At 72.2% G+C, this 24,840-nt stretch carries 18 protein-coding genes; 11 read left to right on the forward strand and 7 right to left on the reverse strand.

The annotated features are described in order from the left end of the window. The first annotated feature begins 26 nt into the window (after positions 1–26). The 4 genes from OG199_RS24005 (at position 27) to OG199_RS24020 (ending at position 2,949) form a co-directional block, all read left to right on the forward strand. The gene (locus OG199_RS24005) at positions 27–776 is read left to right on the forward strand and encodes an SDR family oxidoreductase (RefSeq protein WP_356797709.1); all 750 of its coding nucleotides are present in this window, start codon (positions 27–29) and stop codon (positions 774–776) included. A gap of 53 nt (positions 777–829) precedes the next feature. Further along, the gene (locus OG199_RS24010; RefSeq protein ID WP_405831197.1) at positions 830–1,771 is read left to right on the forward strand and encodes an SDR family NAD(P)-dependent oxidoreductase; all 942 of its coding nucleotides are present in this window, start codon (positions 830–832) and stop codon (positions 1,769–1,771) included. Between the two features lie 20 nt (positions 1,772–1,791). Then, entirely contained in the window at positions 1,792–2,535 is a 744-nt protein-coding gene (locus OG199_RS24015; RefSeq protein WP_405831199.1) for a TetR/AcrR family transcriptional regulator, read from the forward strand. Positions 2,536–2,619: 84 nt separating this feature from the next. Next, positions 2,620–2,949: a hypothetical protein gene (locus OG199_RS24020; protein ID WP_356797703.1), complete on the forward strand. Its 330-nt coding sequence runs from the start codon at positions 2,620–2,622 to the stop codon at positions 2,947–2,949. Positions 2,950–2,958: 9 nt separating this feature from the next. Here the strand turns inward: OG199_RS24020 and OG199_RS24025 are convergent, their stop codons facing one another. Further along, positions 2,959–4,476 (reverse strand): CehA/McbA family metallohydrolase, encoded by a 1,518-nt coding sequence (locus OG199_RS24025; protein ID WP_401800478.1) that lies wholly within the window; start codon positions 4,474–4,476, stop codon positions 2,959–2,961. A gap of 270 nt (positions 4,477–4,746) precedes the next feature. Here OG199_RS24025 and OG199_RS24030 point away from each other — a divergent pair, with 270 nt between their 5' ends. From OG199_RS24030 to OG199_RS24045, 4 genes are all read left to right on the forward strand, one after another. After that, a complete protein-coding gene (locus tag OG199_RS24030; RefSeq protein ID WP_401800480.1) occupies positions 4,747–7,332 on the forward strand; it encodes a bifunctional FO biosynthesis protein CofGH in 2,586 nt (861 codons plus the stop codon). Between the two features lie 190 nt (positions 7,333–7,522). Next, complete coding sequence (locus tag OG199_RS24035) at positions 7,523–8,095, forward strand: hypothetical protein (protein WP_356797697.1); 573 nt, start codon at positions 7,523–7,525, stop codon at positions 8,093–8,095. A 117-nt stretch (positions 8,096–8,212) separates the two neighbouring features. Then, on the forward strand, positions 8,213–10,894 hold the full coding sequence (locus tag OG199_RS24040) for a tetratricopeptide repeat protein (protein ID WP_405831202.1): 2,682 nt from the start codon (positions 8,213–8,215) through the stop codon (positions 10,892–10,894). A 166-nt stretch (positions 10,895–11,060) separates the two neighbouring features. Next, positions 11,061–12,176 (forward strand): ADP-ribosylglycohydrolase family protein, encoded by a 1,116-nt coding sequence (locus OG199_RS24045; RefSeq protein WP_356797693.1) that lies wholly within the window; start codon positions 11,061–11,063, stop codon positions 12,174–12,176. A gap of 83 nt (positions 12,177–12,259) precedes the next feature. Here the strand turns inward: OG199_RS24045 and OG199_RS24050 are convergent, their stop codons facing one another. Beyond that, a complete protein-coding gene (locus OG199_RS24050; RefSeq protein ID WP_356797691.1) occupies positions 12,260–13,828 on the reverse strand; it encodes a sodium:solute symporter family protein in 1,569 nt (522 codons plus the stop codon). 373 nt (positions 13,829–14,201) lie between these two features. Then, the gene (locus OG199_RS24055) at positions 14,202–14,987 is read right to left on the reverse strand and encodes an SDR family oxidoreductase (RefSeq protein ID WP_356797689.1); all 786 of its coding nucleotides are present in this window, start codon (positions 14,985–14,987) and stop codon (positions 14,202–14,204) included. 147 nt (positions 14,988–15,134) lie between these two features. On the opposite strand from OG199_RS24055, the gene OG199_RS24060 reads away from it, so the two are divergent. Then, complete coding sequence (locus tag OG199_RS24060) at positions 15,135–15,974, forward strand: hypothetical protein (protein ID WP_401800487.1); 840 nt, start codon at positions 15,135–15,137, stop codon at positions 15,972–15,974. Positions 15,975–16,103: 129 nt separating this feature from the next. Here the strand turns inward: OG199_RS24060 and OG199_RS24065 are convergent, their stop codons facing one another. The 3 genes from OG199_RS24065 to OG199_RS24075 form a co-directional block, all read right to left on the reverse strand. Next, complete coding sequence (locus OG199_RS24065) at positions 16,104–16,313, reverse strand: DUF397 domain-containing protein (protein ID WP_153290048.1); 210 nt, start codon at positions 16,311–16,313, stop codon at positions 16,104–16,106. 250 nt (positions 16,314–16,563) lie between these two features. Beyond that, complete coding sequence (locus tag OG199_RS24070; RefSeq protein WP_356797685.1) at positions 16,564–17,421, reverse strand: helix-turn-helix transcriptional regulator; 858 nt, start codon at positions 17,419–17,421, stop codon at positions 16,564–16,566. Positions 17,422–17,862: 441 nt separating this feature from the next. Continuing rightward, entirely contained in the window at positions 17,863–18,618 is a 756-nt protein-coding gene (locus OG199_RS24075; RefSeq protein WP_266699834.1) for a GPP34 family phosphoprotein, read from the reverse strand. Positions 18,619–18,849: 231 nt separating this feature from the next. Between OG199_RS24075 and OG199_RS24080 the strand changes: the two genes are divergently transcribed. Both OG199_RS24080 and OG199_RS24085 read left to right on the forward strand, forming a co-directional pair. Beyond that, a complete protein-coding gene (locus OG199_RS24080) occupies positions 18,850–21,651 on the forward strand; it encodes a serine hydrolase (protein ID WP_405831205.1) in 2,802 nt (933 codons plus the stop codon). A 239-nt stretch (positions 21,652–21,890) separates the two neighbouring features. After that, positions 21,891–23,792: an MFS transporter gene (locus tag OG199_RS24085; RefSeq protein WP_405831206.1), complete on the forward strand. Its 1,902-nt coding sequence runs from the start codon at positions 21,891–21,893 to the stop codon at positions 23,790–23,792. An 84-nt stretch (positions 23,793–23,876) separates the two neighbouring features. On the opposite strand, the gene OG199_RS24090 is transcribed toward OG199_RS24085, so the two are convergent. Then, positions 23,877–24,725, reverse strand: a complete 849-nt coding sequence (locus OG199_RS24090; protein ID WP_405831207.1) for a MerR family transcriptional regulator — start codon at positions 24,723–24,725, stop codon at positions 23,877–23,879. Between the last annotated feature and the right edge of the window lie 115 nt (positions 24,726–24,840).

The raw sequence follows: 24,840 nt of genomic DNA on the forward strand, positions 1-24,840 counted from the left end.
ACCCCCGAAGGTCGAGGAGCAACGTCATGAGCGAGCGGACCGGTACCTCCCCGCGCGTCGCGATCGTCACCGGCGGATCCCGCGGGATCGGCCGCGAGACCGCCGAGCGACTGGCCGCCGACGGATACACCGTCGTGGTCAACTACGCGGGCAACGAGGCGGAGGCCGGCAAGGCCGTCGCCGCGATCACCGACGCGGGCGGCGAGGCCCTCGCCCTGCGCGCCGACGTCGCCGACGAGACCGCGACGGCGGCCCTCTTCGACGCGGTGGAGGCCCGCTTCGGCGGTGTCGACGTCGTCGTCCACGCCGCCGGAGTCATGACCCTGGCCCCGCTGGCCGACCTCGACCTCGACGCCCTGGACCGGATGCACCGCACCAACGTCCGCGGCACGTTCGTCGTCGGACAGCAGGCCGTGCGCCGGCTGCGCGCGGGCGGCGCCCTCATCAACTTCTCCAGCTCCGTGCTGGCGCTGGCGCTCCCCGGGTACAGCGGCTACGCCGCCAGCAAGGGCGCCGTCGAGGCCATGACCCTGATCGTCGCCCGCGAGATGCGCGGCCGGGACGTCACCGTCAACGTGGTGGCCCCCGGCCCCACCGCCACCGCGCTGTACCTGGACGGCAAGGACGAGGAGACCATCGCCCGGGCGGCGGCCCAGCCCCCGCTGGAGCGCCTCGGCACCCCTCAGGACATCGCCGGGATCGTCTCCTTCCTCGCGGGCCCGGACGGCCGCTGGGTCAACGGGCAGGTGCTCCGCGCCAACGGCGGCATCGTCTGACCCCACGACCCACCCCTCCCGACCCACCCCCCTCGGCTCGAAGGAGTTCGACCATGGACGCCGATGCGCGTTCCGTCCCCGTCCCGCCCAGGACGATCCTCATCACCGGAGCCGGTTCGGGCTTCGGCGCACTGTCCGCCCGTGCCCTCGCCCGCGCCGGTCACACGGTGTACGCGGCGATGCGCGACACCGCCGGTCGCAACGCCGTGCGGGTCGCCGTCGCCGAGGAGTACGCCGCCGCGCACGGGGTGGATCTCCGTACGGTCGAGCTCGACGTCCTCTCCCAGGAGTCGGCCGACGCGGCGATCGCCGAGGTGCTGGCGCGGACCGGCACCCTGGACGTACTGGTGCACAACGCCGGGCACATGGTGACCGGACCGGCGGAGGCCTTCACGCCCGAAGAACTGGCGGCGGTCTACGACACGAACGTGCTCGGCACCCAGCGGGTCAACCGGGCCGCGCTGCCGCACCTGCGCGCCCAGGGGCACGGCCTGCTGGTGTGGGTCGGCTCGACCTCCTCGCGCGGCGGCACCCCGCCCTACCTGGCGCCGTACTTCGCCGCCAAGGCCGCGATGGACGCGCTCGCCGTGTCGTACGCCGCCGAACTGGCCCGCTTCGGCATCGAGACCAGCATCGTGGTGCCGGGCGCCTTCACCTCCGGGACCGACCACTTCGCCAACGGCGGCCGTCCCGCCGACGCCGCGGTGATCCGGGCGTACGAGGAGCACTACGCGGGTCTGACGGACCAGGTCGCCCGGCGCCTCGCCGCCCTCGCGCCCGCCGGCGTGGACGCGTCCCTCGTCGCCGACGCCGTCGTCGAGGTCGTCGCCGCCCCGGACGGCAAGCGGCCCTTCCGGGTGCACGTGGACCCCGCCGACGACGGCTCGCAGGAGGTCAGCCGGGTCGCGGACCGCGTCCGGGCCGAGTTCCTGACCCGGATCGGCCTGGAGGACCTGCTGGCCCCGCGCCCGGCCCCGCGCGAGGTGGCCGCGTGACCTCCGCTACCGTCGGCCCCGTGAGTACGAAGGCGCGGATCCTCGAGGTGGCGGCCGCCCTGGTCGCCCGGTCCCCGGACGGTGACGTCTCGACCCGGGCGGTGTGCGAGGCCGCCGGGGTCGGCGCCCCGGCGCTCTACCGCCACTTCGGGGACAAGGAGGGCCTGCTGTCGGCGGTCGTCGACCACGGCTTCGACCAGTACCTGGCGACCAAGCGCGAGCGGGGCCCCGGCACGGATCCCGTGCGGGACCTGCGCGACGGCTGGGACACCCACACGGACTTCGCCCTGCGCAACCCCAACCTCTACCGGCTGATGAACTCCCCGGCGATGCGCACCCCGCCCGCCGCCGCCCTGGAGTCCCACCGCATCCTCACCGAGGACCTCCGGCGGGCGGCCGAGCAGGGCAAGCTGCGCCTGGCACCCGAACTGGCCGCACAGATGATCATGTCCGCCAACGTGGGCGTCTGCCTGATGCTGGTCTCCCGCCCGGCCACCTTCGACGACAGGACCCTGTCGCGCCGGGTACGGGACGCCGTGCACACCGCGGTCTTCGTACCGGAGGTGATGACGGACCCCGCCCCCGCCCCCGGCTCGTCCGGCACCGCGACGGACGGCACCGGCGAGGCTCCGGTCCCCGCCACCGCCACCCGCCTCGGCGCGCTCCTCCGGCAGACCCCCAGCCCGGCCTTCACCCCCGGCGAGTCCGCGCTGCTCGGGGAGTGGCTCGACCGGCTCTCCAACACGGCTCCGGAACAGCCGTAGCGACGCCGCTCAGGTACCGGGGCGCGGTGGTCTGAGTACGACGACGGATGCGGGCCGTTCCGCGCCCTCCGTAGCGTCGACGGCATGGCGAACACCGACAGCACCCGGCCCCGGCGCACCCCCTCCGAGTGGGCCGTCCTGACCGTCCTCGCGTCCCTGGTACTCGGAACGGGCACACTCGTCGCGGCCTTTGGTCCGCTGCTCGCCGTTGCCTGCGACACCTGCCAGGACGGCGTGCGCACAACGGGCTCCACGGACGCGCTGGTCCTGCTCGCCCTGGTCGGCGTGCCGCTCGTCACGCTGGCGACGGTCGCCGGGATCTTCCTGCCCCGGGGCGGTGCGAAGGCGGCCGGGGCGGGACTGGGCGCGCTGATGGTCCTCCTGGTGGCCCTGCTGGCCCTCGGCCGGGCGTGAGCCCGCCGGTCAGGCGCCCAGGAAGATCGGGTTGGTGAACGCGGCCAGTGCTCCCGGGACCGGACCCGCCGCCGTCTCGTGCCGCAGTTCAGCCCGTACGTAGGCCGCGTACCGCGCGGTCGTCCGCCACTCCACCGTGCCCGAGCCGGAGACCGGCAGGACGTCACTGGTGAACAGGACCCCCTCGTCGGTGACGAAGCGGGCCGTGCAGCGCGGGGCGCCGGTGACCTCCAGGCGGACGGTGACCGGGGTGTCGTGGGCGACCCGCAGGCGTTCGCCGATCCCGGCGTGCTCGCCCTTCGCACCGGTGGCGGAGAAGGAGAGCGACACGAGTTTCGACTCCGCCACGTACGAACGGCCCGCGCGGATGCCCTCCTGGACGGCCTCCCGGGTCAGGTCGTCGGCGAGGACGACCGTCTGCGGTGTGCCGACCGCGTCCGGGTCGCGATGGGCGTCGCTGTTGCCCGTCGCCGGGAGCCAGGACCGCGTCTCCGAACGGACGGACGCCACCAGCGTGTTGTCCCACTCGGCGAGGGCCACCTCGTCGTCCGGCGTGTACGGGCCGTTCCACACCTCGACCGCGTCCGCCTCCCCGAACCCGAACTTCCAGCCGCAGCCGATGCAGGTGGTGTGCGGATGCGCCGGGACGACCAGGCCGCCCGCGCGGCGGATCCGGCGGGCGAAACGGCCGAACCGGTTGTCGCGGGCGCGGTAGCGCCAGTCGACGAACGTGCCCGGGTCCGTGCCGAGCGCCACCACATGGCCGTTGCGCGTGGTGACCTCCTCACCGAGCATGATCAGCAGGTCGTCGCCCGCCTGGTCCGCCCAGTGCGGATGCGAGGAGTGCGTGTTGTGGTCCGAGGTGTTGATGAAGTCCAGGCCCGCCGCCCGTGCCAGTGCCGCGATCTCCGCCGGGGTGCGGCGGCCGTCCGAGTGCCAGGAGTGCAGATGGCAGTCGCCCCGGTACCAGGCACGCCCGCGGCCCTTCGCGCGCGACGGGGGGTACACCGGGGCCGGCGTCGCGGCCTGCTCCCCGTAGGTGAGCGTGACGGTGACCTCGTACGACAGGCCCTGCGGCGCCACCGTGTACGGGCCGAGCGCGATGTGCCAGGTGCCGGGGCGGATCCGGCCGGGGACGTATCCCGGGGTCGCGTCGTCCGCCCGGACGAAGAACTCCGTACGCGCCCCGCCCGACCAGCCGCGGAAGCCCTCGCCGCCCAGCTCCGTGCCGCGCTCGTCGAAGAGGCCGATGTCGAGCGCGTTGCCCGCGGTGCCCGCCGGGACCGACGGCTTCTCGTAGGTGTACGCGACGTGGATCTCCCGCACCCCGTGCGGGACCTCGACCGGGAGGTACACGAAGTCCGGCGCACCGACGGGCAGGGTGCCCGACACCGTCCGGGTCTCGGTACGGTCGGCCGCTCCGGCGCCACTCGCGAAGGTCACGCTTCCCAACGTAAGCGCCGCGGCCGCTCCCGTCGCGAACAGCGCGCGCCTGGCCATGCCGTCGTCGTGTTCGTCCTCGCACATACTGCCGCTCCCAGGGTGTCGTCGCTGACATGGGTGGTGCAGGGGTGGTGCGGGCGTATCCCGTACAACCCTGGTATTCAGCAGTGAACGGTGGTGCAAGGGAAGGGGATCGACAGCTTTCGGTGCAGCGGCGCGCGATGCGGGAACCGCTCCGGCGACGGGGAACCGGTCCCGCGCAGGGCCGGCGGCCGCCCCCGTGCCGGTCCGCCCGGCCGGAGGAATCCGCCCACGCCCTCCGACGCCTGATCACGGCGATCGTATGCTCGAAGGATGACGACTTCCGCGACTCCCGGGACCGGGCCGACGGCGAACTCCATGCGGCGGGCGCTCAGGCGCGCGCGGGACGGCGTCGCGCTCGACGTCACCGAGGCGGCCGTACTGCTCCAGGCGCGTGGCGAGGATCTCGACGACCTCGCCGCGTCCGCCGCGCGGGTGCGTGACGCGGGCCTCGACGCCGCGGGCCGGCCCGGCGTCATCACGTACTCCAAGAGCGTGTTCATCCCGCTCACCCGGCTGTGCCGGGACAAGTGCCACTACTGCACCTTCGTGACCGTCCCGGGCAAGCTGCGCCGGGCCGGGCACGGGATGTTCATGTCCCCGGACGAGGTCCTCGACATCGCCCGGCGCGGTGCCGAACTCGGCTGCAAGGAAGCCCTCATCACCCTCGGCGACAAACCCGAGGACCGCTGGCCCGAGGCGCGGGAGTGGCTGGACGCGCACGGGTACGACGACACGATCGCCTATGTGCGGGCCATCTCCATCCGCATCCTGGAGGAGACGGGACTGCTCCCGCACCTCAACCCGGGCGTCATGTCCTGGACCGACTTCCAGCGGCTCAAGCCCGTCGCGCCCAGCATGGGCATGATGCTGGAGACGACGGCCACCCGGCTGTGGAGCGAGCCCGGCGGACCGCACCACGGCTCCCCGGACAAGGAACCCGCCGTACGGCTGCGGGTCCTGGAGGACGCGGGCCGCTCCTCGGTCCCCTTCACCAGCGGGCTGCTGATCGGCATCGGCGAGACGTACGAGGAGCGCGCCGATTCCCTCTTCGCGCTCCGCCGCGTCTCCCGCGCGTACCACGGCATCCAGGAACTGATCATCCAGAACTTCCGCGCCAAGCCGGACACCGCGATGCGCGGGATGCCGGACGCGGAACTGGACGAGCTGGTCGCCACGGTGGCCGTGGCCCGGCACATCATGGGTCCGGCCGCCTGCCTCCAGGCACCGCCCAACCTGGTGGACTCCGAGTACGGACGGCTGATCGGCGCGGGGATCGACGACTGGGGCGGGGTGTCCCCGCTGACCATCGACCACGTCAACCCCGAGCGGCCGTGGCCGCGGATCGAGCAGCTGGCCGAGCAGTCCCGCGCGGCCGGCTTCGAACTGCGCGAACGGCTCTGTGTCTACCCGGAGTTCGTGCAGCGCGGCGAACCCTGGCTGGACCCGCGGCTGCTGCCGCACGTACGGGCGCTGGCCGATCCGGAGACGGGCCTGGCGCTGCCGGGCGCCGTCGTCGAGGGGCACCCCTGGCAGGAACCCGAGGAGGCGTTCACGGCGTCGGGGCGTACGGACCTGCACGCGTCGATCGACACCGAGGGCCGCACCGGCGACCGCCGCGAGGACTTCGACCTCGTCTACGGCGACTGGGAGGCGCTGCGGGAGGCGGCGGCCCCCGGCATGGTGCCGTCCCGTATCGACACCGACGTCCGGTCCGCGCTGGCGACGGCCGCCGACGATCCGACGAGGCTGACGGACGACGAGGCGCTCGCGCTGCTGCACGCGGACGGCCCGGCGCTGGACGCCCTGTGCCGCATCGCGGACGACGTCCGCAGGTCCGTCGTCGGTGACGACGTCACGTACATCGTCACCAGGAACATCAACTTCACCAACGTCTGCTACACCGGCTGCCGTTTCTGCGCCTTCGCCCAGCGCCGTACGGACGCGGACGCCTACACCCTGTCCCTGGACCAGGTGGCCGACCGGGCCGCCCAGGCCTGGGACGTCGGGGCGGTCGAGGTCTGCATGCAGGGCGGTATCCATCCCGACCTGCCCGGCACCGCGTACTTCGACATCGCGAAGGCGGTCAAGGAGCGCGTCCCCGGCATGCATGTGCACGCCTTCTCGCCCATGGAGGTGGTGAACGGCGCGACCCGCACCGGGATGTCGGTGCGCGAATGGCTGACCGCGGCCAAGGAGGCGGGCCTCGACACCATCCCCGGCACCGCCGCGGAGATCCTGGACGACGAGGTCCGCTGGATCCTGACCAAGGGCAAGCTGCCCGCGGCGACCTGGATCGAGGTCGTGACGACCGCGCACGAACTGGGCATCCGCTCGTCCTCGACGATGATGTACGGCCATGTCGACCAGCCCCGGCACTGGCTCGGCCACTTCCGCACCCTGTCCCGCATCCAGCAGCGGACCGGCGGTTTCACGGAGTTCGTGACGCTCCCCTTCATCCACACCAACGCGCCGGTGTACCTGGCGGGCATCTCCCGGCCGGGCCCGACGATCCGCGACAACCGCGCGGTGACCGCGATGGCCCGCCTCCTGCTCCACCCGCACATTCCCAACATCCAGACCAGCTGGGTGAAGCTGGGCACCGAGGGCGCGGCGGAGATGCTCCGCTCCGGCGCCAACGACCTCGGCGGCACCCTGATGGAGGAGACCATCTCCCGGATGGCGGGCTCCTCGTACGGCTCCTACAAGTCCGTCAAGGACCTCGTCGCGGTCGCGGAGGCGGCGGGGCGCCCGGCGAAGCCGCGGACGACCCTGTACGGCGAGGTGCCCCAGGAGCGGCAGCGGGCGGCGGCGGCGTCGGACGGCCACCTGCCGGAACTGCTTCCCGTACTGGAGTGAGGGACCCGGCGGTGGCGGTGAGCGGCGTCCGGGACCGGCGCAGCGGGGGCGGGCCTTCGGGGGCCGGGGCCTCCCGAGCCGGGCCGCCGGGGTCGGCGTTCGCGCTCGGCGTCTCGCAGTACGATGATCCGACCCTCGGCCGAGGGTCGGAAGCTTCGTCAGCCGGAAGCTTCATGAGCTGAGGAGTTGCGTGTCCGTGCCTGCCCGACGGCTTCCCTCCTGGGTCTGGGTCACCGGTCTGACCGCGGCGGCGCTCGTCGGCGTCACGGCCCTGGCCGCACAGGCCGACCAGGGGGCACACCCGCTCGCCTCCGCCCCGAAGGCGAAGCCCTCGGCGTCGGCGAGCCCGCACCCCTCCGCCTCGCCCAGGAAGAGCGCACCGGTCGCGGTCCCCGACGGCTCGGGCACGGGCCGCCGCATCGTCTACTCCCTCGCTCAGCGCCGGGTGTGGCTCGTCGACGCGACCGGCACCGCCGGCCGCACCTTCACGGTGTGGCCGGGCACGGTGAGCCCCGCGCCGGGCCGGTACGCGGTGTCGTCCACCGTCGCCTCGACCACGGGCACCGACGGGACGAAGGTCGAGAACATCGTCTACTTCACCGTGCGGTCGGGCGTCTTCATCGCGTTCTCCAACGCCCAGGACGGCTCCTCGCCGAAGCCCTCGGCCGGGGCACGGACCGGGGCGATCCGGATGCACAGCGCCGACGGGGACGCGGTCTGGAAGTTCGGCAGCAAGGGGACGCCCGTCTCGGTCGTCGAGTGACGGTGTCGTCCGTCAGGACCGGACCCACGTCGATCCCGACGCCATGCGCCAGACTGGAGTCCGGTCCGAGCGGACGGTGACGGGGGGAACGGGCGGATGGTGCGGGGGCGGCCGTCGATGCAGGAGCTGATCCGGCAGCGCAGACGGCAGGGGTTCGTCGGGCGCGGCGCCGAACGGGCCGCCTTCCGGCAGAACTTCGAGCTGTCGCCGGAGGACGAGCGGCACCGGTTCCTGTTCCATGTGCACGGCAACGCGGGAGTCGGAAAGACCTTCCTGGTCCGGGAGTTGGAACAGCTCGCCCGGGAACGCGGCGCGCTGACCGCGTATGTCGACGAGGGCGTGGGCAGCGTGCCCGAGGCGATGGCGGCGGTCAGCGAGCGCTTCGCCCGGCAGGGCCACCGGTTCAAGGACCTCGACCGGCTGCTGGCCACCCACCGGGAGCGCCGGCACGAAGCCGAGGCGGCAGCGCTGGAGACGCCGGAACCCCCGGCGTCCCCGCCGTCGCCCGCGAGTCTGGCCGCCGCCCGCGCGAGCCTGGTCGGACTCGGCCTGCTGCCCGGTGTCGGCGCCTTCGCGGGAGTCCTCGACCCGAACCAACTCGCCCACGGGGCGGACTCGTTGCGGGCCGGGATCGGCGCCCGGCTGCGCAACCAGGAGGACGTGCGGCTGGTCCAGTCACCGGAGCGCGTCCTCACCCCGGTCCTGCTGGACGAGCTGACGTCCGTCGCCGCCGAGGTCCCCTGGCTGGTCCTGCTCTTCGACACCTACGAGCGGACCGCGCCCTTCCTCGACGGATGGCTGCACGAGGTGATGACGACCGACCGCCACGGCGCCCTGCCGGCGAACGTCGTGGTCGTCACCGCCGGACAGCGCCCCTTCGACACCGCCCGCTGGGGCGGCTTCGCCGACTTCGTGGCCGACGTACCGCTCGCGCCCTTCACGGAGGCCGAGGCGCGGGCCCTGCTCGCCGACAAGGGAGTGGTGGCCGAACCGGTGGTCGAGGAGGTGCTGCGCCTCACCGGCGGACTGCCGGTACTGGTGTCCACCCTCGCCGCCGGACGGCCCGCCGGGCCGGACGACGTGGGCGACCCCAGCGCCACGGCCGTGGAGCGCTTCCTGAAGTGGGAACAGGACCCCGTCCGGCGGGCCGCGGCCCTCGCCTGCGCCCTGCCGAGGAGGCTGGACGCCGACGTCTTCAGGGCCGCCGCGCACTGCCCGCAGGACGAGGCGGACGCGCTGTTCGGCTGGCTGCGCGGCCTCCCCTTCGTCAGCGACCGCGGGGACCGCGTCCAGTACCACGACGTCGTACGGGCCCCGATGCTGCGCCTCCAGCGGCTGCGCTCGCCACGAGGGTGGGCACAGCGGCACACCCGGCTCGCGGAGACGTTCGGGCGGTGGCGGGCCGAGACCGAGGCCGAGGACGGCCGGGACACCGGGGAGTTGTGGGCGGACGAGGGCTGGCGCGAGCTGCGGCTCGCGGAGACCTACCACCTGCTGTGCGCGAACGCCCGGACGGCGCTGCCCGCCGCGCTGCGGGACTTCGTGGACGCCTGCGACGGCGGTGACGTCGCCGCCCGGCGCTGGGCACGCGTCCTGACGGAGGCGGGGGAGGACGCGGACGCGGAGCCCGTACGGACGTGGGGGCGGGCCCTGTCGGAGGCGTTCGCCGACGGCGGGGTGGCCGCCGCGCTCGGGGTGCTGCTGGACCGCGGCGGACTGGACGAACGCCGGCAGGCCCTCGCCAGGGTGGTCCGCGGCAGCGCGCTGCGGCACGACGGCGCGTACGAGGAGGCGCTGGCGGAGTACGACCGGGCCATCGCCCTCGATCCCGGACTGGCGCGGGCCTACCGCGGCAGGGCCCTCGGCCGCAACGGTCTGGGCGACTACGAGAACGGCATCACCGACCTGGACCAAGCCGCCGCGCTCGCCCCGGACGACGCCGAGACGATCTCCGTGCGCGGTGAGTACCGCCGCATCCTCGGGCACGACGCCGAGGCGATCGGCGATCTGGACCGGGCGATCGCACTCGACCCCTCGTACCACTTCGCCTGGGCGTCCAGGGGAGCGACCCGGCAGCGGCTCGGACAGCTCGCCGAGGCCCTCGCGGATCTGAACCGCGCACTGGAACTCAAGCCCGACTACCCCTGGGCGCTGGGCCGCCGGGCCCGGGTGTGGCGGGGCCTGGGCGAGCCGGCCCGGCAGCTGGCCGACCTCGACCTGGGCCTGCGCCTGCTGCCCGACTGGGGCTGGGGACTGTGCGAGCGCGGTGACGCGCTCCGCTCGGCGGGCCGGCACGAGGAGGCGCTGGCCGACTACGACCGGGCCATCGGCATCGACGGCGCGTACGCGTCGGCGTACGCGAGCCGAGGGGTCTGCCACCGGGGCCTCGGCCGGTCGGCCGAGGCCCTCGCGGACCTGGACCGGGCCATCGCCCTGGTGCCGGAGTACCCCTGGGCACTGCGTCACCGGGCGGAGCTCCGCCTCGGGCTCGGCGATGCCGCTGCGGCCCTGTCCGACGCCGACCGGGCGAAGGCCCTGCGGCCCGACGAGACGGCCGTGCTGCTGTGCCGTGCCCGCGCCCTGACCGCCCTGCGGCGCCACGACGAGGCCCGCCTCGACCTGGAGCACGCCCTGGGGCCCCGCTCCGGCGACGGGCCGGGCGGACGGGCTCTCGACGACCTGTCCGAAGCGCTCGACGCCCTGCTGCACGCGCCCGGCGCCGACCGGGACCGCCTCGTGCCGCTCGTCGAACGCGTCGCCGCGGCGCGGGCGGCCCGGTCCGCCCCGCGTCCCGGATGACCCGCCGCGCGTGATCCGGGAGAAGCCGACCGAACGGCGTCCATAAGCGATCACTTGGTTCAGTCGGGGCACACTTCCCATACCGTTCCGTGCTCTGAACGGACCGTTCCCTGTCGATTACAGTGCTGAACTGTCGGACGTGCGGACGGTGCCTGGGGAGGTCTCGGTGGGTGCGACAGCCGGTGCCGTCTGGGGCCGTGCCGAACAGCAGGACTTCCGCAGCCGGGTCCGTGGCACCCTGCTGGGCACGGCTGTCGGCGACGCCCTGGGCACTCCGCTCGACGGGCTCACCCTGGAGGAGATCCGTCAGGAGTACGGCGCGGAGGGGCTGAACGACCTCGCCGTCGGGCACGACGGCCGCGGCACCGTCACCCACCTCACCCAGCTCACGCTCTTCACCCTCGACGGCCTCGTCCGCGCCCAGGTGCGCCGCGACACCGGCGCCTGGCATCCACCGACCGACCTGCACCGCGCGTACCGCCGCTGGGCGGCGACCCAGAGCGACTGGGGTCCGGACGAGCGCCGCAAGGACGACGGCTGGCTGGCCCGCGAGGAGTGGCTGTACGCCCGGCGCGACCCCGCCAGGGCCTGTCTGACCGGCTTCGGCGACGAGACCATGGGCACGCTGGACGCCCCCAAGAACCCCGGCGAGCTGGGCCCCGAGGCCGCCGCGCGCTCCGCGCCCTTCGGACTGCTCGTCGGCTGGGAGCCGCAACTGGTGGTGCAGCTCGCCGTCGAGTGCGCCGCGCAGACGCACGGGCACCCCACGGCGTATCTCGCGGCGGGCGCGTACGCCGTCATCGTCCACGCGCTGGCCCGCGGCGAGAGCCTCGACAGCGCCGTGCAGCGGGCGCTCGCGATCCTGGCCGCGCGGCCGGGCCAGCAGCCCGTCAGCGACGCCCTGCAGCACGCGCTGGGGGCCGTACGGCAGGGGATGCCGTCGCCGGCCCGGGTGGAGGATCTGGCGGGTGAGGGCACGGCGGAGCGGCTGCTCGCGGTCGCCGTGTACTGCGCGCTGGTGGGGGAGGACATCCGGCACGGGCTGTGTCTGGCCGTGAACCACGGTGGGCGCTCCGCGGTGGCGGGGGCCCTGACCGGGGGGCTGCTGGGGGCCCTGCACGGCGAGACGGCCCTCCCGCCGGCCTGGCTGGCCGAGCTGGAGGGCCGTCCCACGATGCTCGTCCTCGCGGACGACTTCGCGATGGAGATGACGCAGGGGCCCGCGTTGCACAGCCCCGGGGCGTCGTCCCCCGGGTGGCTCGCCCGCTATCCGCGGGCCTGAGCGCCGTCCCCGGGGCCGAACTGGAACGCCGTCCCCGGGGCCGGTCCTCACGACGCGTGCGCGGGCGCCGGAAGGGCGTGTCCTCAGACGCCCGAGGGGCTGGCCGACGCACCGTCCGCCTGGGCCGGGATCGCCGCCGCGGCCGCCCCGTCCCCGTCGTCGTCCGTGTTGATCTTCTCGATGATCGCGTCCCGCTCCGGTGTGTCCTCGGGCTTGATCAGGCCGATGAGGATGTACAGGACGAGGGAGATGACCATCGGGAGGGAGACCTGGTACTCCAGCTTCACGTCCGTGCGCTGCGAGAAATCCAGGTGGTAGTTGACGAAGAAGAACGCGAGCAGCCCGCACGCCCAGCTGGTGAGGGCCGCCGTCGGCCCGGACTTCCGGAACTGCCGCAGCAGTCCCAGGATGAACGGGATCGCGATCGGACCCATCAGACCGGCCACCCACTTGATGACCACCGTGATGATGTCCTTGAAGGTGGGCGAGTTGACCTGCGTGGCCACCGCCATCGACAGGCCGAGGAACGCGACGGTCGTGACGCGTCCGGCGATCAGCCCGGCCCGGGTGTCCCAGGCCCGCGCGGCCTTGGAGAGGACCGGCACGACGTCCCGGGTGAACACGGCGGCGATGGCGTTGGCGTCCGAGGAGCACATGGCCATCGTGTGCGAGAAGAAGCCGACGACGACCAGGCCCAACAGCCCGTGCGGGAGCAGCTGTTCGGTCATCAGGCCGTAGGCGTCGGAACCGTCCGGCTTCTTCGCCGTGACGAGCAGCGGCGACAGCCACATGGGAATGAAGAGGATCACGGGCCAGACGAACCACAGTCCCGCGGAGAGGAAGGCCGACTTCGTGGCCTGCTTCGCGCTGCCCGTCGCCATGTAGCGCTGGGCCTGGTTCCACATGCCGCCGTTGTACTCGAAGAGCTTGATGAAGAGGTACGCGATGAAGAAGACGGTCAGATAGGGACCCGCGAAGCCGTTCGCGTGACCGTGCAGCTTCGGTGAGTCGAGCGCCTTGGACAGGCCGCCCTGGTCGGAGATCTTGTTCAGCGCGATGATCAGCATCGAGAGCCCGGCCAGCAACTGGATGACGAACTGGCCGAGTTCGGTGAGCGCGTCGGCCCACAATCCGCCGATCGTGCAGTACACGGCCGTGATGCCGCCGGTGATCAGGATGCCCTGGGTGAGTGTGACCCCGGTGAAGACGCTCAGCAGGGTGGCGATGGCCGCCCACTTCGCGCCGACGTCCACGATCTTCAGCAGGATGCCGGACCAGGCGAGTGCCTGCTGGGTCGAGACGTTGTAGCGGTCCTTGAGATATTCGAGCGGTGAGGCCACGTGCAGCCGGGACCGCAGGCGGTTGAGCCGGGGCGCGAAGAGCTTGGCGCCGAGCAGCACGCCGATGGCGATGGGCAGGGCCCAGGTGACGTACGACGTGATGCCGTACGTGTACGCGATGCCGGCGTACCCGGTGAACATCACCGCGCTGTAGCCCGACATGTGGTGCGAGATGCCGGACAGCCACCACGGCATCTTGCCGCCCGCGGTGAAGAAGTCGCTGACGTCGTCCACGCGCTTGTGGGACCAGAAGCCGATCGCGGTCATGACGCCGAAGTACGCGACCAGGACGGCCCAGTCGAGACCGTTCATGTGCCCCCTCCAGGGGTCCGCCTTGTGAACCTGCAGATACCGGACGGCACTTCGCCAGTACGCATGGGTTCCCCCTGCTCGGGCGAAGCCGAACGGGGGAGGGCGGCGCCCCCGTGCGGGAGCGGGGACTTCGGGGATTGAACCGCCGTTCGGAGGGGGCGGTCAAGACCCTTCGCGGTCACAGATATGAACGCAGATCAGAAAGCAGAACGATTTTGCCTCTACTTTACCCCCCGGGCTGTTGTCGTGTCCGTGACGCGGACCACACCATGAGCGGGCACTTCGCCAGCACATCGACAGGACGACCTAGGTGACACGGGCGTACGGGATGCGGGTCCCGTACGGCTGGGAAGGGACGGCGGGACTGGTACGGCTACCGCATGATCTCGCCGGCGTTCACGAGCAGGGACTGCCCGGTGACCGCCCGCGCCCGGTCGGAGGCCAGGAACACCGCGGCGTCCGCGACATCCCCGTCCGTGGCCAGCTCGGGCAGGGCCATCCGTTCGGTGAGCCGCTTCAGGACGTCCGCCTCCGGTACGCCCTCGGTGTACGCGGTGAACTGGACGTACGCCTCCACCGGCGGCCCCCACATCCAGCCCGGCAGCACGGTGTTGACCCGGATCCGGTGCGGACCGAGCTCCCGCGCCATGGAGTACATCGCGCTCGTCAGCGCGCCCTTCGAGGCCGCGTACGCCGCCTGCCGCACCTGTGACGGGGCGGCCACCGACGACTGTGTCCCGATGATGACGACCGAGCCGCCGCACACCTTCAGCGCGGGCAGACAGGCGCGGGTCATCCGCAGGGTGCCCAGCAGGTTCACGTCGATGACCGACTGCCAGGTCGCGAAATCCGCGTCCTGGAGGCCGCCGAAGTAGCTGTCCCAGGCGGCGACATGGACGACGGCGTCGATCCGGCCGAACCGCTCCGTCGCCAGCGCGGCCAGCGCCTCGCACTGCGCCTCGTCCGTGATGTCCGTCGCCCGGTAGGCGGTGTGCGCACCGTCCGGGTCGAGGTCGGCCGCGGACTTGGCCAGGTTGGCCTCCGTGCGCGCCCCCAGCACGGCGTTCCCCCCGTCGCGGACGACCGCCGCCGCGACCTGATGGCCGAGTCCGGCGCCGACCCCCGAAACGACCACGGTCTTGCCCGCGAGCAGTGACATCGCAGTCTCCCCTCCCTCGTGCGGCGCGTCCGCCTCCGGGCCGGGCCGCCCCTTCGGTCCACGTGCCGCGGGGCGCCGCGGCTCTGGCGCTTTGTCTGACGGAGCGTCAGAGTATGGGCGACCGGCGGAGGAAGGAAGGGGAACGACGTGAGTGAGGACACCCGCAGCGAGGTGTACGCGGAACTGGCCGCCCTCGGCCCGTACGGAGTCCGTCCGGGCCACGCGCTGATCACCATGGTCGAGCCGCACCCGGGCCACGAGTACGCCTACAACCGCTGGTACGAGGACGACCACTACTACGCCGGGGCGATGGCCATGCCCTGGATGTACGCGGGCCGCCGCTGGGTCGCCACCCGCGACCTCCAACTCCTGCGCCTGCCGGAGAAGTCGGCGGTCGCCCAGCCCGTCACCGCCGGGTGCTACCTCTCGACGTACTGGGTCACCGAGGGCCGCTACGACGACCACATGAAGTGGACCGTCGGGATCAACAAGCGGCTGAACCGTGACAGCCGGGTGTACCAGGACCGGACGCATGTCTTCACGGCCTTCCAGGACCACGAGGCGACGGTGTACCGGGACGGCGCCTCGGGGCCCCGCGACTTCCACGCCCTCGACCACCCCTACGCCGGGCTGGTCCTGGAGGTGATCGACGCCGAAGGGCCGGAGCAGCGGGCCGAGTTGCTGGAATGGCTGCGCTCCCGCCACCTCCCCGGGCGGCTCGCGCACTCCCCGGCCGCCATGGTCACGGTCTTCCGCCCCACCCCGCTCCCCGGCGACCGCATGACGTACGTGAAACAGGTCGAGGGCGTCGGCACACGGCTGACCCTGCTGTGGTTCCTGGAGACGGATCCGCGGGAGTGCTGGGCCGGGCACTTCGCCGGACGGGAGGCGGAGGTGGCCGAAGGGGGCCTGGGGAAGGTCGAGTTGGTGGCGCCGTTCATTCCCACGGTGCCGGGGACGGACCGGTACGTGGACCGGCTGCGCTGAACCGGGGGAGCTCCCGGGAAAGGGCCGAGCCCCCTCGGCCGGGACGGCGGGCCAGTCGAGAGGGCTCTGTCTGTGGTGCGTATGCGGTTGGTCGGTGCAGTTGTGGGTGTCGGCGAAGATGTCGATGCATCAGGCGAGGTCGAAAGCCCCCCGGCTCACCTCTGCCACGAAGGAGTTCCACGAGTTCGCGGGGAACGCCAGCGTGGGACCCTCGGGGACCTTCGAGTCCCGGACGGCCATCGCCGCGAGAACCGGGGACTTGACCTCGACACAAGCGCCGTTGCCGGTCGAGTACGAGGATTTGGTCCACGTGTCCGTGGCGCCTTGCTGGATTGCCATGATTGCTCCGATAGCCAGTCGTCGAGTTGCTGTCACCGCACCGCGGATTCGCTACGGAACTCGCGGTGCGGTTTACGCCAACGTTGTTGCTTGATGGCGTGATCGACGCTACTCGCCAACATCGGCGGGCGAAGCGACTATTCACTCGACCGGGTGGCATATTCCAGTGGGGTCTTCCGTCCTGGAGTGGCGGGAGTGTAAGGTGCCCCACTTCTCCATCAGGGGTGCGTCCGGAGCACCGGAACACGCCTCAGCGCGCGTACTCCTTGGCGATGTCCGCGATGAGCCGGCGCGACTGCTCCACGTTCAGCGCCTGCGCCCGCAGGTGCTCGTACATCACGCTGTACTTCTGGACGTCGTTCGCCTTCTCCAGGTACAGGTCGCTGGTGACACCCTCGATGTAGACGACGCTGGAGTCGGCCGCGTCGGGGAACTCCAGGATCGCGTACTGGCCGTTGAGGCCCGGGTGCGCGCCCATCTCGAAGGGGATCACCTGCACCGTGACGTGCGGGAACTGGGACTGCTCCACCAGGTGCTCCAGCTGGTCGCGCATGAGGGAGCGGTTCCCGACGACCCGGCGCAGCGCGGACTCGTCGAGGACGGTCCACAGGCGCAGCGGGTTGTCCGGGGCGGAGATACGTTCCTGTCGGCGCAGACGTACCTGGACGCGTTTGTCGATGTCGGCGGGCGCGGTCTCGGGCAGCGCGCCCGCGATCAGTGCCTCGGCGTACGGCCGGGTCTGGAGCAGGCCCGGGACGACCTGGGGGTCGTACACGCGCAGGCTCGCCGCGTCGGTCTCGAGGCCGATGTAGACGCTGTACGGAATGTCGCCGAAGGAGTGCCACCAGCCCTGCTGGCGCGAGTCCTTGGCCATCTGCATCAGCGAGTCGACGATCCGGTGGTCCTCGACCTCGTAGACCCCGCACAGGTCGCGGACGTCGCGCTGACTGATGCTGCGCCGCCCGTTCTCCAGCCGGCTGATCTTCGACTGCGAGACCAGCAGACGCTCGGCGACCTCTTCGGCCGTCATGCCCTTGAGCTCGCGGAGCCGGCGCAGCTCCTGGCCGAGCCGGCGCCGCCGGACGGTGGGATTGACACTTGACGCCACGGGACGTGCACCTCCGGCTGCGGGCCTCTACTTTGCGTATCTGCTGTTGAGCAGATTGCCACCAAGGTGCTTTCTACCGCTGGGAAACAGCGGATATGCGCTGGGTACGGGCCAGTTCGGGGATGCGGCGCGTACCGGGGCGCCTCTCGGACACCCGTGCGTCCCGTCGGCGCATACCGCGCGCATATGCGCTCCACCCCTGAATGCGGCCGCGCGGGGCGGCGGAGCCGTGTCGTCGTCCGGACGTACGGCCCACCGCCCCGCGCGAGCCAGCGGCTCCCGAACCGGATCCTGGGGACTGCGGTGCGGCGCTGGGTGATGCTGGGGTGGTGCCGGCGGTGCTGGGTACTGCGTGTGGTGCGTCTCCTGCGTGCGCCGTGTGAACGCGGTGCGACTGGTGCGTACGACGGTGCCCGCCGGTGCGTGCCGAGGGACTGCGGCTCAGTGGACCACGGCGCGCGCCATGGAACCGTGGCGCGGTTGCATCGGAACCCCACGGGCGGGTTCCGGTGCGGACCTGACTCCGGCGGTGGCCGGACGGCCTGCCGGTGCCGGGCTGCGGCGCGGCTGTGCGGCCACACCGTTCTGAACGTCCATGACCGCGTGGGCCACGAGGCCGCCCATGGGGTCGTGTCTGATCAGGTCCCGCAGCCGGGAGCGGGACGAGCGTCCCTCATTACCCGGATACAGGTGCTTGCCGAGACCGACCGCATGGGCCAGCGCGGCGAGCGCCGCGGTCCGCGGGTCCGGCGGTACGCCGGTGCGGATCGCGCTGTCCAGCCGGGACCTGATCTCCCGGCTGATCTCCGTGTCCGTCGCTTGGTAGCGAGTCGTCGGAAGCACCCCGCACATCTGGCCGGCCACGGCATGGACCATGCCGCACCTCTCCAGATGCGAGAGGTAGGTCTGGCGAAGTCCCAGTCGGGGCCCGCCAATCCAGTTGACCGCGCGTACGGGTGCTCCGCGTCGGCGAAGCAGTTCCAACGCACAGTCCAGTGTTGGATCTCCAGTCGGCCGTGGTGCCACCACGGCGATACGATCCCCGTCTGGGGCTATCCGTCCGGCCAGCGCCAGCTCTACTAGCTGTGCTCCGGCCAGACCGAGGTCGAGCGACTGCGGCTGTGCGGTGGTACCCGTGGTCGGGTCCAACGCCAGCAGCAGAAGCTCCTCCGGAAGTGTTCTGCGGCTCCTGCCCATCCATGCCTCCCCGCGTGGATGAATGACAGGGTGACCCCTCTCACAATGGTCTGTCGAGAGTGCGTGACCGGTTCGTAGTGGAACCGGCAGGTATGTCGTTCTCGTCTACCGCGGGGGTTAAGCCCGCACACAGGACACTGGTACATGGTTCGGACAGCGATGTCCGGGCAGCGGGTCAAGGGTTTCATGGGTCGTTGGGCGCCCGGTGGGTGGCGCACGGAGGAGGCATCGGTGGCGGGCGAGTCCCCCGACAGGTCGAAGCAGCACGAGTCGTCGGCGTCGTCGGCAGAAGCGACGTCGGGGACCCCCGCCGCGGTTCCGGGGCCGGTCCGGTCCGCCGCGGCCGCGTCGGCGGACCCCCGGCTGGCGGTGGCCCGCGAACGGGCCGCCACCGTGCGGGTGGATCAGGCCACGGCGGTGTTCTCGACGCGGGCCCTGGCGGAAGGTTCCGCCGGAACCGGGGAGAGGGCCTCCGGCGGGTCCGAGGAGGAGAGTTCCGGCGGGTCCGGCGAGCAGGGATCCGGCGAGCGGGGATCCGGCGAGCGGGGATCCGGCGGCGACGCCCGGCTGCGGGCCGCGGTGGCCGCGTGGGTGTCGGGCGCGGACGAGGAGGAGCCCAAGGTTCCGCAGGAGGCCGGTAGCGGCGCCGCGGGCGCCGAGGAGGCGGAGGAGTCCACCTCGGCCGCGAAGGGCGCGGAGACGGCTGCGGAGGACTCGGGGACGGCCGCTGAGGACGCGGAGGCGGGGGCCGGAGCCGAGGAGCGCGCCGACGCGGAGGCCGGGAACGCCGGGGATGCCGGGGATGCCGGGAACGCGGCTGACGGAGCGTCGGCTGAGGAGTCCGCGGGCGACAACGATGCCGAGGGCGAGGACGAGGGCGAGGGCGAGGGCGAGGGCGGCGCCGGGGCCGGCGACGACGGTGCGGCCGAGGCCGATCGTGCGGTGACGGACGGAGCCGAGGCGGACACGGATGTGGACGCCGACGCCGACGCCGATCCGAAGGCCGATCCGAAGAGGGACGCCGAGCCCTTGGCCGCCGACGAGGTGAAGGCCGCGGCCGGGACGAAGGCCGCCGATGCCGAAGCCGATGCCGAAGCGGAAACCGACTCCGGGTCCGGCGAGGACCCCGGTTCCGGTGACGACTCCGTTCCCGATGGTGACCCGGTCGAGGACGGCGAGCCCGGCTCCGAGTCGGACCTGAAGCCGGGCCCGAAGGATTCCCCGAAGGGCTCGCCCGAGGACTCGCGGGACGACTCCGAGGACCCGAAGGACTCCAGGGGATCGGCGATGGCGACCCCGTCGGGTTCCGCGCCCTCGGAGCCCCCCGTCGACCAGCCCACCGCCGTCTTCAAGACGCCGCGGCGACCGGCCGTGGACCAGCCCACCACCATGCTCAAGCTGGGCGACGCGCGGCCGGGCGCGAAGCCGGACGCGAAGACGGACGCGAAGCCGGCCACGGACAAGCCCGCCTCCGAGCCCGCCGCCAGATCCACCGGGACGCCGACGGACAAGCCCGGCTCGAAGCCGGGATCGAAGCCCGGGACGAAGACCGGAGCGAAGCCCGAGGGCGAGCCGAAGTCGAAGCCGAAGGCCGAGGCCGAGGCCGAACGCACCAGCAAATTCGTCGCCCTCAGGACCCTGGACGAACCGGCACCGGCGAAGCCGCGGGTGACCCCCGCCGACGCCACCACCGCGATGCCCCAGGTCGGCCCCGAGCGCACCACCCAGCAGCCGCTTCCGCCGAAGCCGCCGCTGGACCTGCTCGCCGAGCTGACGAACACCCCGCCGCCCCCGCAGACCCCGGTGCGCACGCTGGTGCGCCGCGTCAAGATCTGGACCCCGCTGGTCCTGCTGCTCGTGGTGATCTTCGCGATCGCGCAGGCCGTACGCCCCCTGCCGAGCGCGGCTCTCGGGCTCACCGCCGACGCCACGTACACCTTCGAGGGCGGCGCCCTCGACCTGCCCTGGCCGGGCCGGGGACAGTCGGCCATAGAGGTCGAGGGCGTCGGCAGCCTCGGCACGGACGGCAAGCAGACACCCGCCCCCATCGCGAGCGTCGCCAAGATCATGACGGCGTACGTGATCCTCCAGGAGCACCCCCTGAAGGGGAACGAGGGAGGCGAGAAGATCACCGTCGACCAGCAGGCCGAGGACGAGTCGAAGCTGCCGGACGAGTCGACCGCCGCCATGTCGAAGGGGCAGAAGTTCACGGAGCGCGAGATGCTCCAGATGCTGATGATCCCGTCCGGCAACAACGCGGCGCGGCTGCTCGCCCGTTGGGACTCCGACAGCAAGACCTTCGTCGCCAAGATGAACGCCGCCGCCAAGAAGCTCGGCATGACGAACTCGACGTACACGGACCCGAGCGGTCTGCAGAAGACGACGGTGAGCACCGCGACCGACCAGCTCAAGCTGGCCAAGCAGGTCATGCAGAACGACGTGTTCCGCGGCATCGTCGGGATGGCCAGCGCCCAGATCCCCGGCCTCGACAGCAAGATCTACAACAACAACGACCTGCTGGTGAAGCAGGTCGGTGTGATCGGCCTGAAGACCGGCTCGTCGACCCCCGCCGGCGGCAACCTGGTGTGGGCCGCCACCAAGACGGTGAACGGCAAGCAGCAGACGATCTACGGCGCGGTCCTCGGCCAGAACGCCGGGACCGGCAAGGTCTGGGACAGTCTCCAGCTCGCCCTCACCAACAGCCAGAAGCTGATCGACAAGGTCCAGCGGAGCCTGATTTCCGCCACGGTGGTGAAGAAGGGCGACGTCGTCGGGTACGTGGACGACCAGCTCGGCGGCCGGACCCCGGTCGTCGCCACCAAGAACATGACGGCGGTCGGCTGGCCCGGTCTGAAGACGAAGCTGTCGATCGGCGACGACGGCCAGGCGGTCCCGCACACGGGCAAGGCGGGCAAGACCGTCGGTGTGCTGACGGTCGGCGACGGTTCCCGTCACGCCGTCAAGATCCCCGTCGCGCTCCAGAAGGACCTCGCCGAGCCGGGCTTCGGCGCCAAGCTGACCCGCGTGAGCTGAGCGGATGTTCCTGGGGGGCGCGTTCACGGTGGCGCGTCCCCGTGCGCCGCGAGCGTGCCCCGGAACACCACCTGAACGCGCGGTGAGCGCAGCGCGAACGTGCCGCACCCCGTCGGGGGCGCCCCACCCGGGCGCTCCCCGGCGGGGTGCGTGCTAGCGTCGCGAGATCGGGGCAGGTCGGTCGCGGGCCGCGGGTCCCGGGGCGAGCGCGAGGAAACGGGACACAGGAGTGCCTTGTAGTGGCGACAGCGGAGCCGACACACGCCGACGACGCCGATCCGGGCCCCGGAGCGGGTTCGCGAATACGGCTACCCGCACGTCCCGCCGACGCCGACGGACCGAACGGCGCCGACGGACCGAACGGCGCTGACGGACCGAACGACGGTGACGGACCGAACGGCGCCGACGAGGAGCCCGGGGCCCGTGCCGCCCGCCTGAAGCGCTTCCTGGACCGGCACCCGGTCGCAGTCGTCACCGCGCTGGCCGGGCTGCTCCACGTCGCGTGGTTCTTCTCGTTCGCGAACAGCGGCGGGGATCTCGCGGCGCAGGACGCCTGGGCGGAGTTCGTCGGACGGCACCCGGACTCCGCGTACAACCTCGCCTGGTACGGCGGTATGCACCCGGTGTCGTACAGCGTGGTGTCGCCGTATCTGATGTCCGTGCTCGGCGTCCGGACCACGATGATGATCGCGGGGACGCTCTCCGCCGGACTGCTGACGATGATCCTGATCCGCAGCCGTGCGGTGCGCAAGCCGCTGTGGCCCGCGCTCGCGGGGGTCTTCGCGCTGCTGTGCAACGCGGCGTCGGGCCGCGTCACGTACGGCCTGGGCATGGTGTTCGCGCTCGCCGCGGCAGCCGTCGTCTTCTGCTGGCCCTACCGCTGGCGCCACAAACGCTGGGCGAAGGCCCTGTGCGCGGCGCCCCTCGCCGCGCTCGCCACCGCCGCGTCGCCGGTGGCCGGGCTGTTCGTCGGCCTGGTCGCGGCGGCCCTCTTCCTCCAGAAGCGGCGCCCGGGGGCGTACGCGCTCGGGATCGCGCCGACACTCGTCGTGGCCGCCTCGGCCTGGCTGTTCCCGTTCTCCGGGACCCAGCCGATGTCCCTGGGCTCGGCCTCGCTGCCGCTGATCTACTCCGTGCTGGTCTTCGCGCTCGTGCCCAAGGAGTGGAAGACGGTACGGATCACGTCGGCGGTGTACGGCCTCGGTGTCCTCCTCGTCTGGCTGATCAGCTCGCAGATCGGCTCCAACATCACGCGGCTGGCGATGCTGTTCGCCGGGGTGGCGCTGCTGGCGGCCCTTCCCTTCACCGTGCCGAAGACGCGCAAGTGGTACGTGACCCTCATCGCCTTCGTCGGATTCACCGGGTGGATCGGTTTCAAGTCCGTCGACGACATCGTGCACACGACACCGGCGGCGTCCTGGGCGCGGGAGCTCGCCCCGCTCGTGAACCAGCTCCAGGTCGTCGGTGCCGAGAAGGGCCGCGTCGAGGTCGTCCCGGCCCGCTCCCACCGCGAGGCGTCCGCGCTCGCGCCGTACGTGAACCTCGCCCGCGGCTGGAACCGGCAGGCCGACATGGAGAGGAACCCGCTCTTCTACGACGACACGCTCAACTCGGCGAATTACCACGAGTGGCTCCAGCGCTGGGCCGTCCACTACGTGGTGCTGCCCAAGGGGGAGCCGGACGGCAACGGCGGTGAACGCGAACGTCAGCTGGTCCAGCGCGGCATGCCCTATCTCCGGCAGATCTGGGGCGACGCGAACTGGCAGCTCTTCGCGGTGACCGATCCGACGCCGCTCGCCGACCCGCCGGCCGTCGTCGACCGTGCGGAGCAGGGCGAGCTGACCATCGAGGTGAAGAAGGCCGGCCGCGTTCTCATCCGCGTTCCGTACTCGCCGTGGCTGGGCCTCGTCGACGCCGAGGGCAAGAGTGTGAAGCCGCCGCAGGAGACGGAGAAGTCCAAGCACCGGGCCGAGGGCGCCCCGAAGACGTACGACAACCTCAACGGCTGCCTGATGGAGACCCAGGAGAACGCCTCCGGCGACAAGTGGACGGAACTCCTGGCGCCGGGCCCTGGCACGTATCGCCTGGCGGCGCCCTATCAGCTCCCCAGGGGCACCCCGTGCCCGGAGGAACTCCGCTGACCCGTGGGTGATCCCTGGGGGGCTGCCGCCCCCGGGGATGGGTCGGGTAGGGGCGGCAGGGGCGAGAATCCCGCCCCCGGAGGGTCACGTCACCGGAAACGCCACATCACACACCGCGTCCTCCGGCCCCGCCGCATCCCAGTCCCCGAAGTACACCTCCCGACAGGGCCCGTCGACCGAGAGCCCCCGCTCCCGAACCCACGCCTCCACCGCCTCGAACGCCGCAACGATCTGCGGATGAGCCACCTGCGCCTTGGCGATCCGCGCGTACGCCAACCGCCGCGCCGGCTCAACCCGCACCCCCACCCCGGAACCACGCCCCCACCGCTCGGCCCAGCCCCGCGCAGCGTCCCCGTCGGCGACGGGGACGCACGACTCGGCAGGCCCGTCGCTCTCCATGCTGACCTCGGCGTAGTAGACGACGAAGGGCGCCCCGGTCGTCCCCCCGCACTCCCGGGCCCCCTCCTCCAGCCGCCCGAGCGAGGCGGGGATCCACACCGGCAGTTCATCCGCGAGCGTGTGCCGTGTCTCCGTCAGCACCACGCGCTCCGGCACGTCCACCGTCTCGACCACGAACTTCCCGTACATCTCGGAGCTCCTTCCCGACAGCCGTCCACGGAGGTAGTCGGCCAGCGTCCGCTGCGACGCGAACCGCGACTCGGCCTCCGCCCAGTACGCGGCGAGCCGAGCGGCACCGGCGGTCCCGTCGGCCTCCACCACCTCCGCGATCCGCGCGAGCGGCATGTCGAGGCGGCGCAGGAGCGCGACCGTGCGGGCGCGTTCGACCTGGTCGGCGCGGTAGTAGCGGTAGCCGCTGAGCTCGTCGACGTAGGCCGGAGCGAGCAGTCCGAGCCGGTCGTACAGCCGAAGTGCCTTCGGCGAGAGCCGCGCGCGGGCGGCGAAGGCGCCGATCGTGAGCAGTTCCTGATGCACGAGCCCATCCTCCGTCACCGGGCGGGGTCCGCCCGGTGACGAGGAACACTGGTCCCTGCCCCAGGGGCAAGGTCAAACCCCGCGGAACCGGAACCGGAACCGGAACCGGGACCGG

The sequence above is a fragment of the Streptomyces sp. NBC_01176 genome, assembly GCF_045039825.1.
GTDB lineage: Bacteria > Actinomycetota > Actinomycetes > Streptomycetales > Streptomycetaceae > Streptomyces.

What these genes read in the sequence shown, in the direction of transcription:
- OG199_RS24005 (WP_356797709.1), top strand. Translation starts at nt 27, where the DNA reads ATGAGCGAGCGGACCGGTACCTCCCCGCGCGTCGCGATCGTCACCGGC.
- OG199_RS24025 (WP_401800478.1), bottom strand. Translation starts at nt 4,476, where the DNA reads ATGTGCGAGGACGAACACGACGACGGCATGGCCAGGCGCGCGCTGTTC.
- OG199_RS24075 (WP_266699834.1), bottom strand. Translation starts at nt 18,618, where the DNA reads ATGGGCAGGAGCCGCAGAACACTTCCGGAGGAGCTTCTGCTGCTGGCG.
- OG199_RS24050 (WP_356797691.1), bottom strand. Translation starts at nt 13,828, where the DNA reads ATGAACGGTCTCGACTGGGCCGTCCTGGTCGCGTACTTCGGCGTCATG.
- OG199_RS24065 (WP_153290048.1), bottom strand. Translation starts at nt 16,313, where the DNA reads ATGGCAATCCAGCAAGGCGCCACGGACACGTGGACCAAATCCTCGTAC.
- OG199_RS24010 (WP_405831197.1), top strand. Translation starts at nt 830, where the DNA reads ATGGACGCCGATGCGCGTTCCGTCCCCGTCCCGCCCAGGACGATCCTC.
- OG199_RS24030 (WP_401800480.1), top strand. Translation starts at nt 4,747, where the DNA reads ATGACGACTTCCGCGACTCCCGGGACCGGGCCGACGGCGAACTCCATG.
- OG199_RS24020 (WP_356797703.1), top strand. Translation starts at nt 2,620, where the DNA reads ATGGCGAACACCGACAGCACCCGGCCCCGGCGCACCCCCTCCGAGTGG.
- OG199_RS24055 (WP_356797689.1), bottom strand. Translation starts at nt 14,987, where the DNA reads ATGTCACTGCTCGCGGGCAAGACCGTGGTCGTTTCGGGGGTCGGCGCC.
- OG199_RS24040 (WP_405831202.1), top strand. Translation starts at nt 8,213, where the DNA reads ATGCAGGAGCTGATCCGGCAGCGCAGACGGCAGGGGTTCGTCGGGCGC.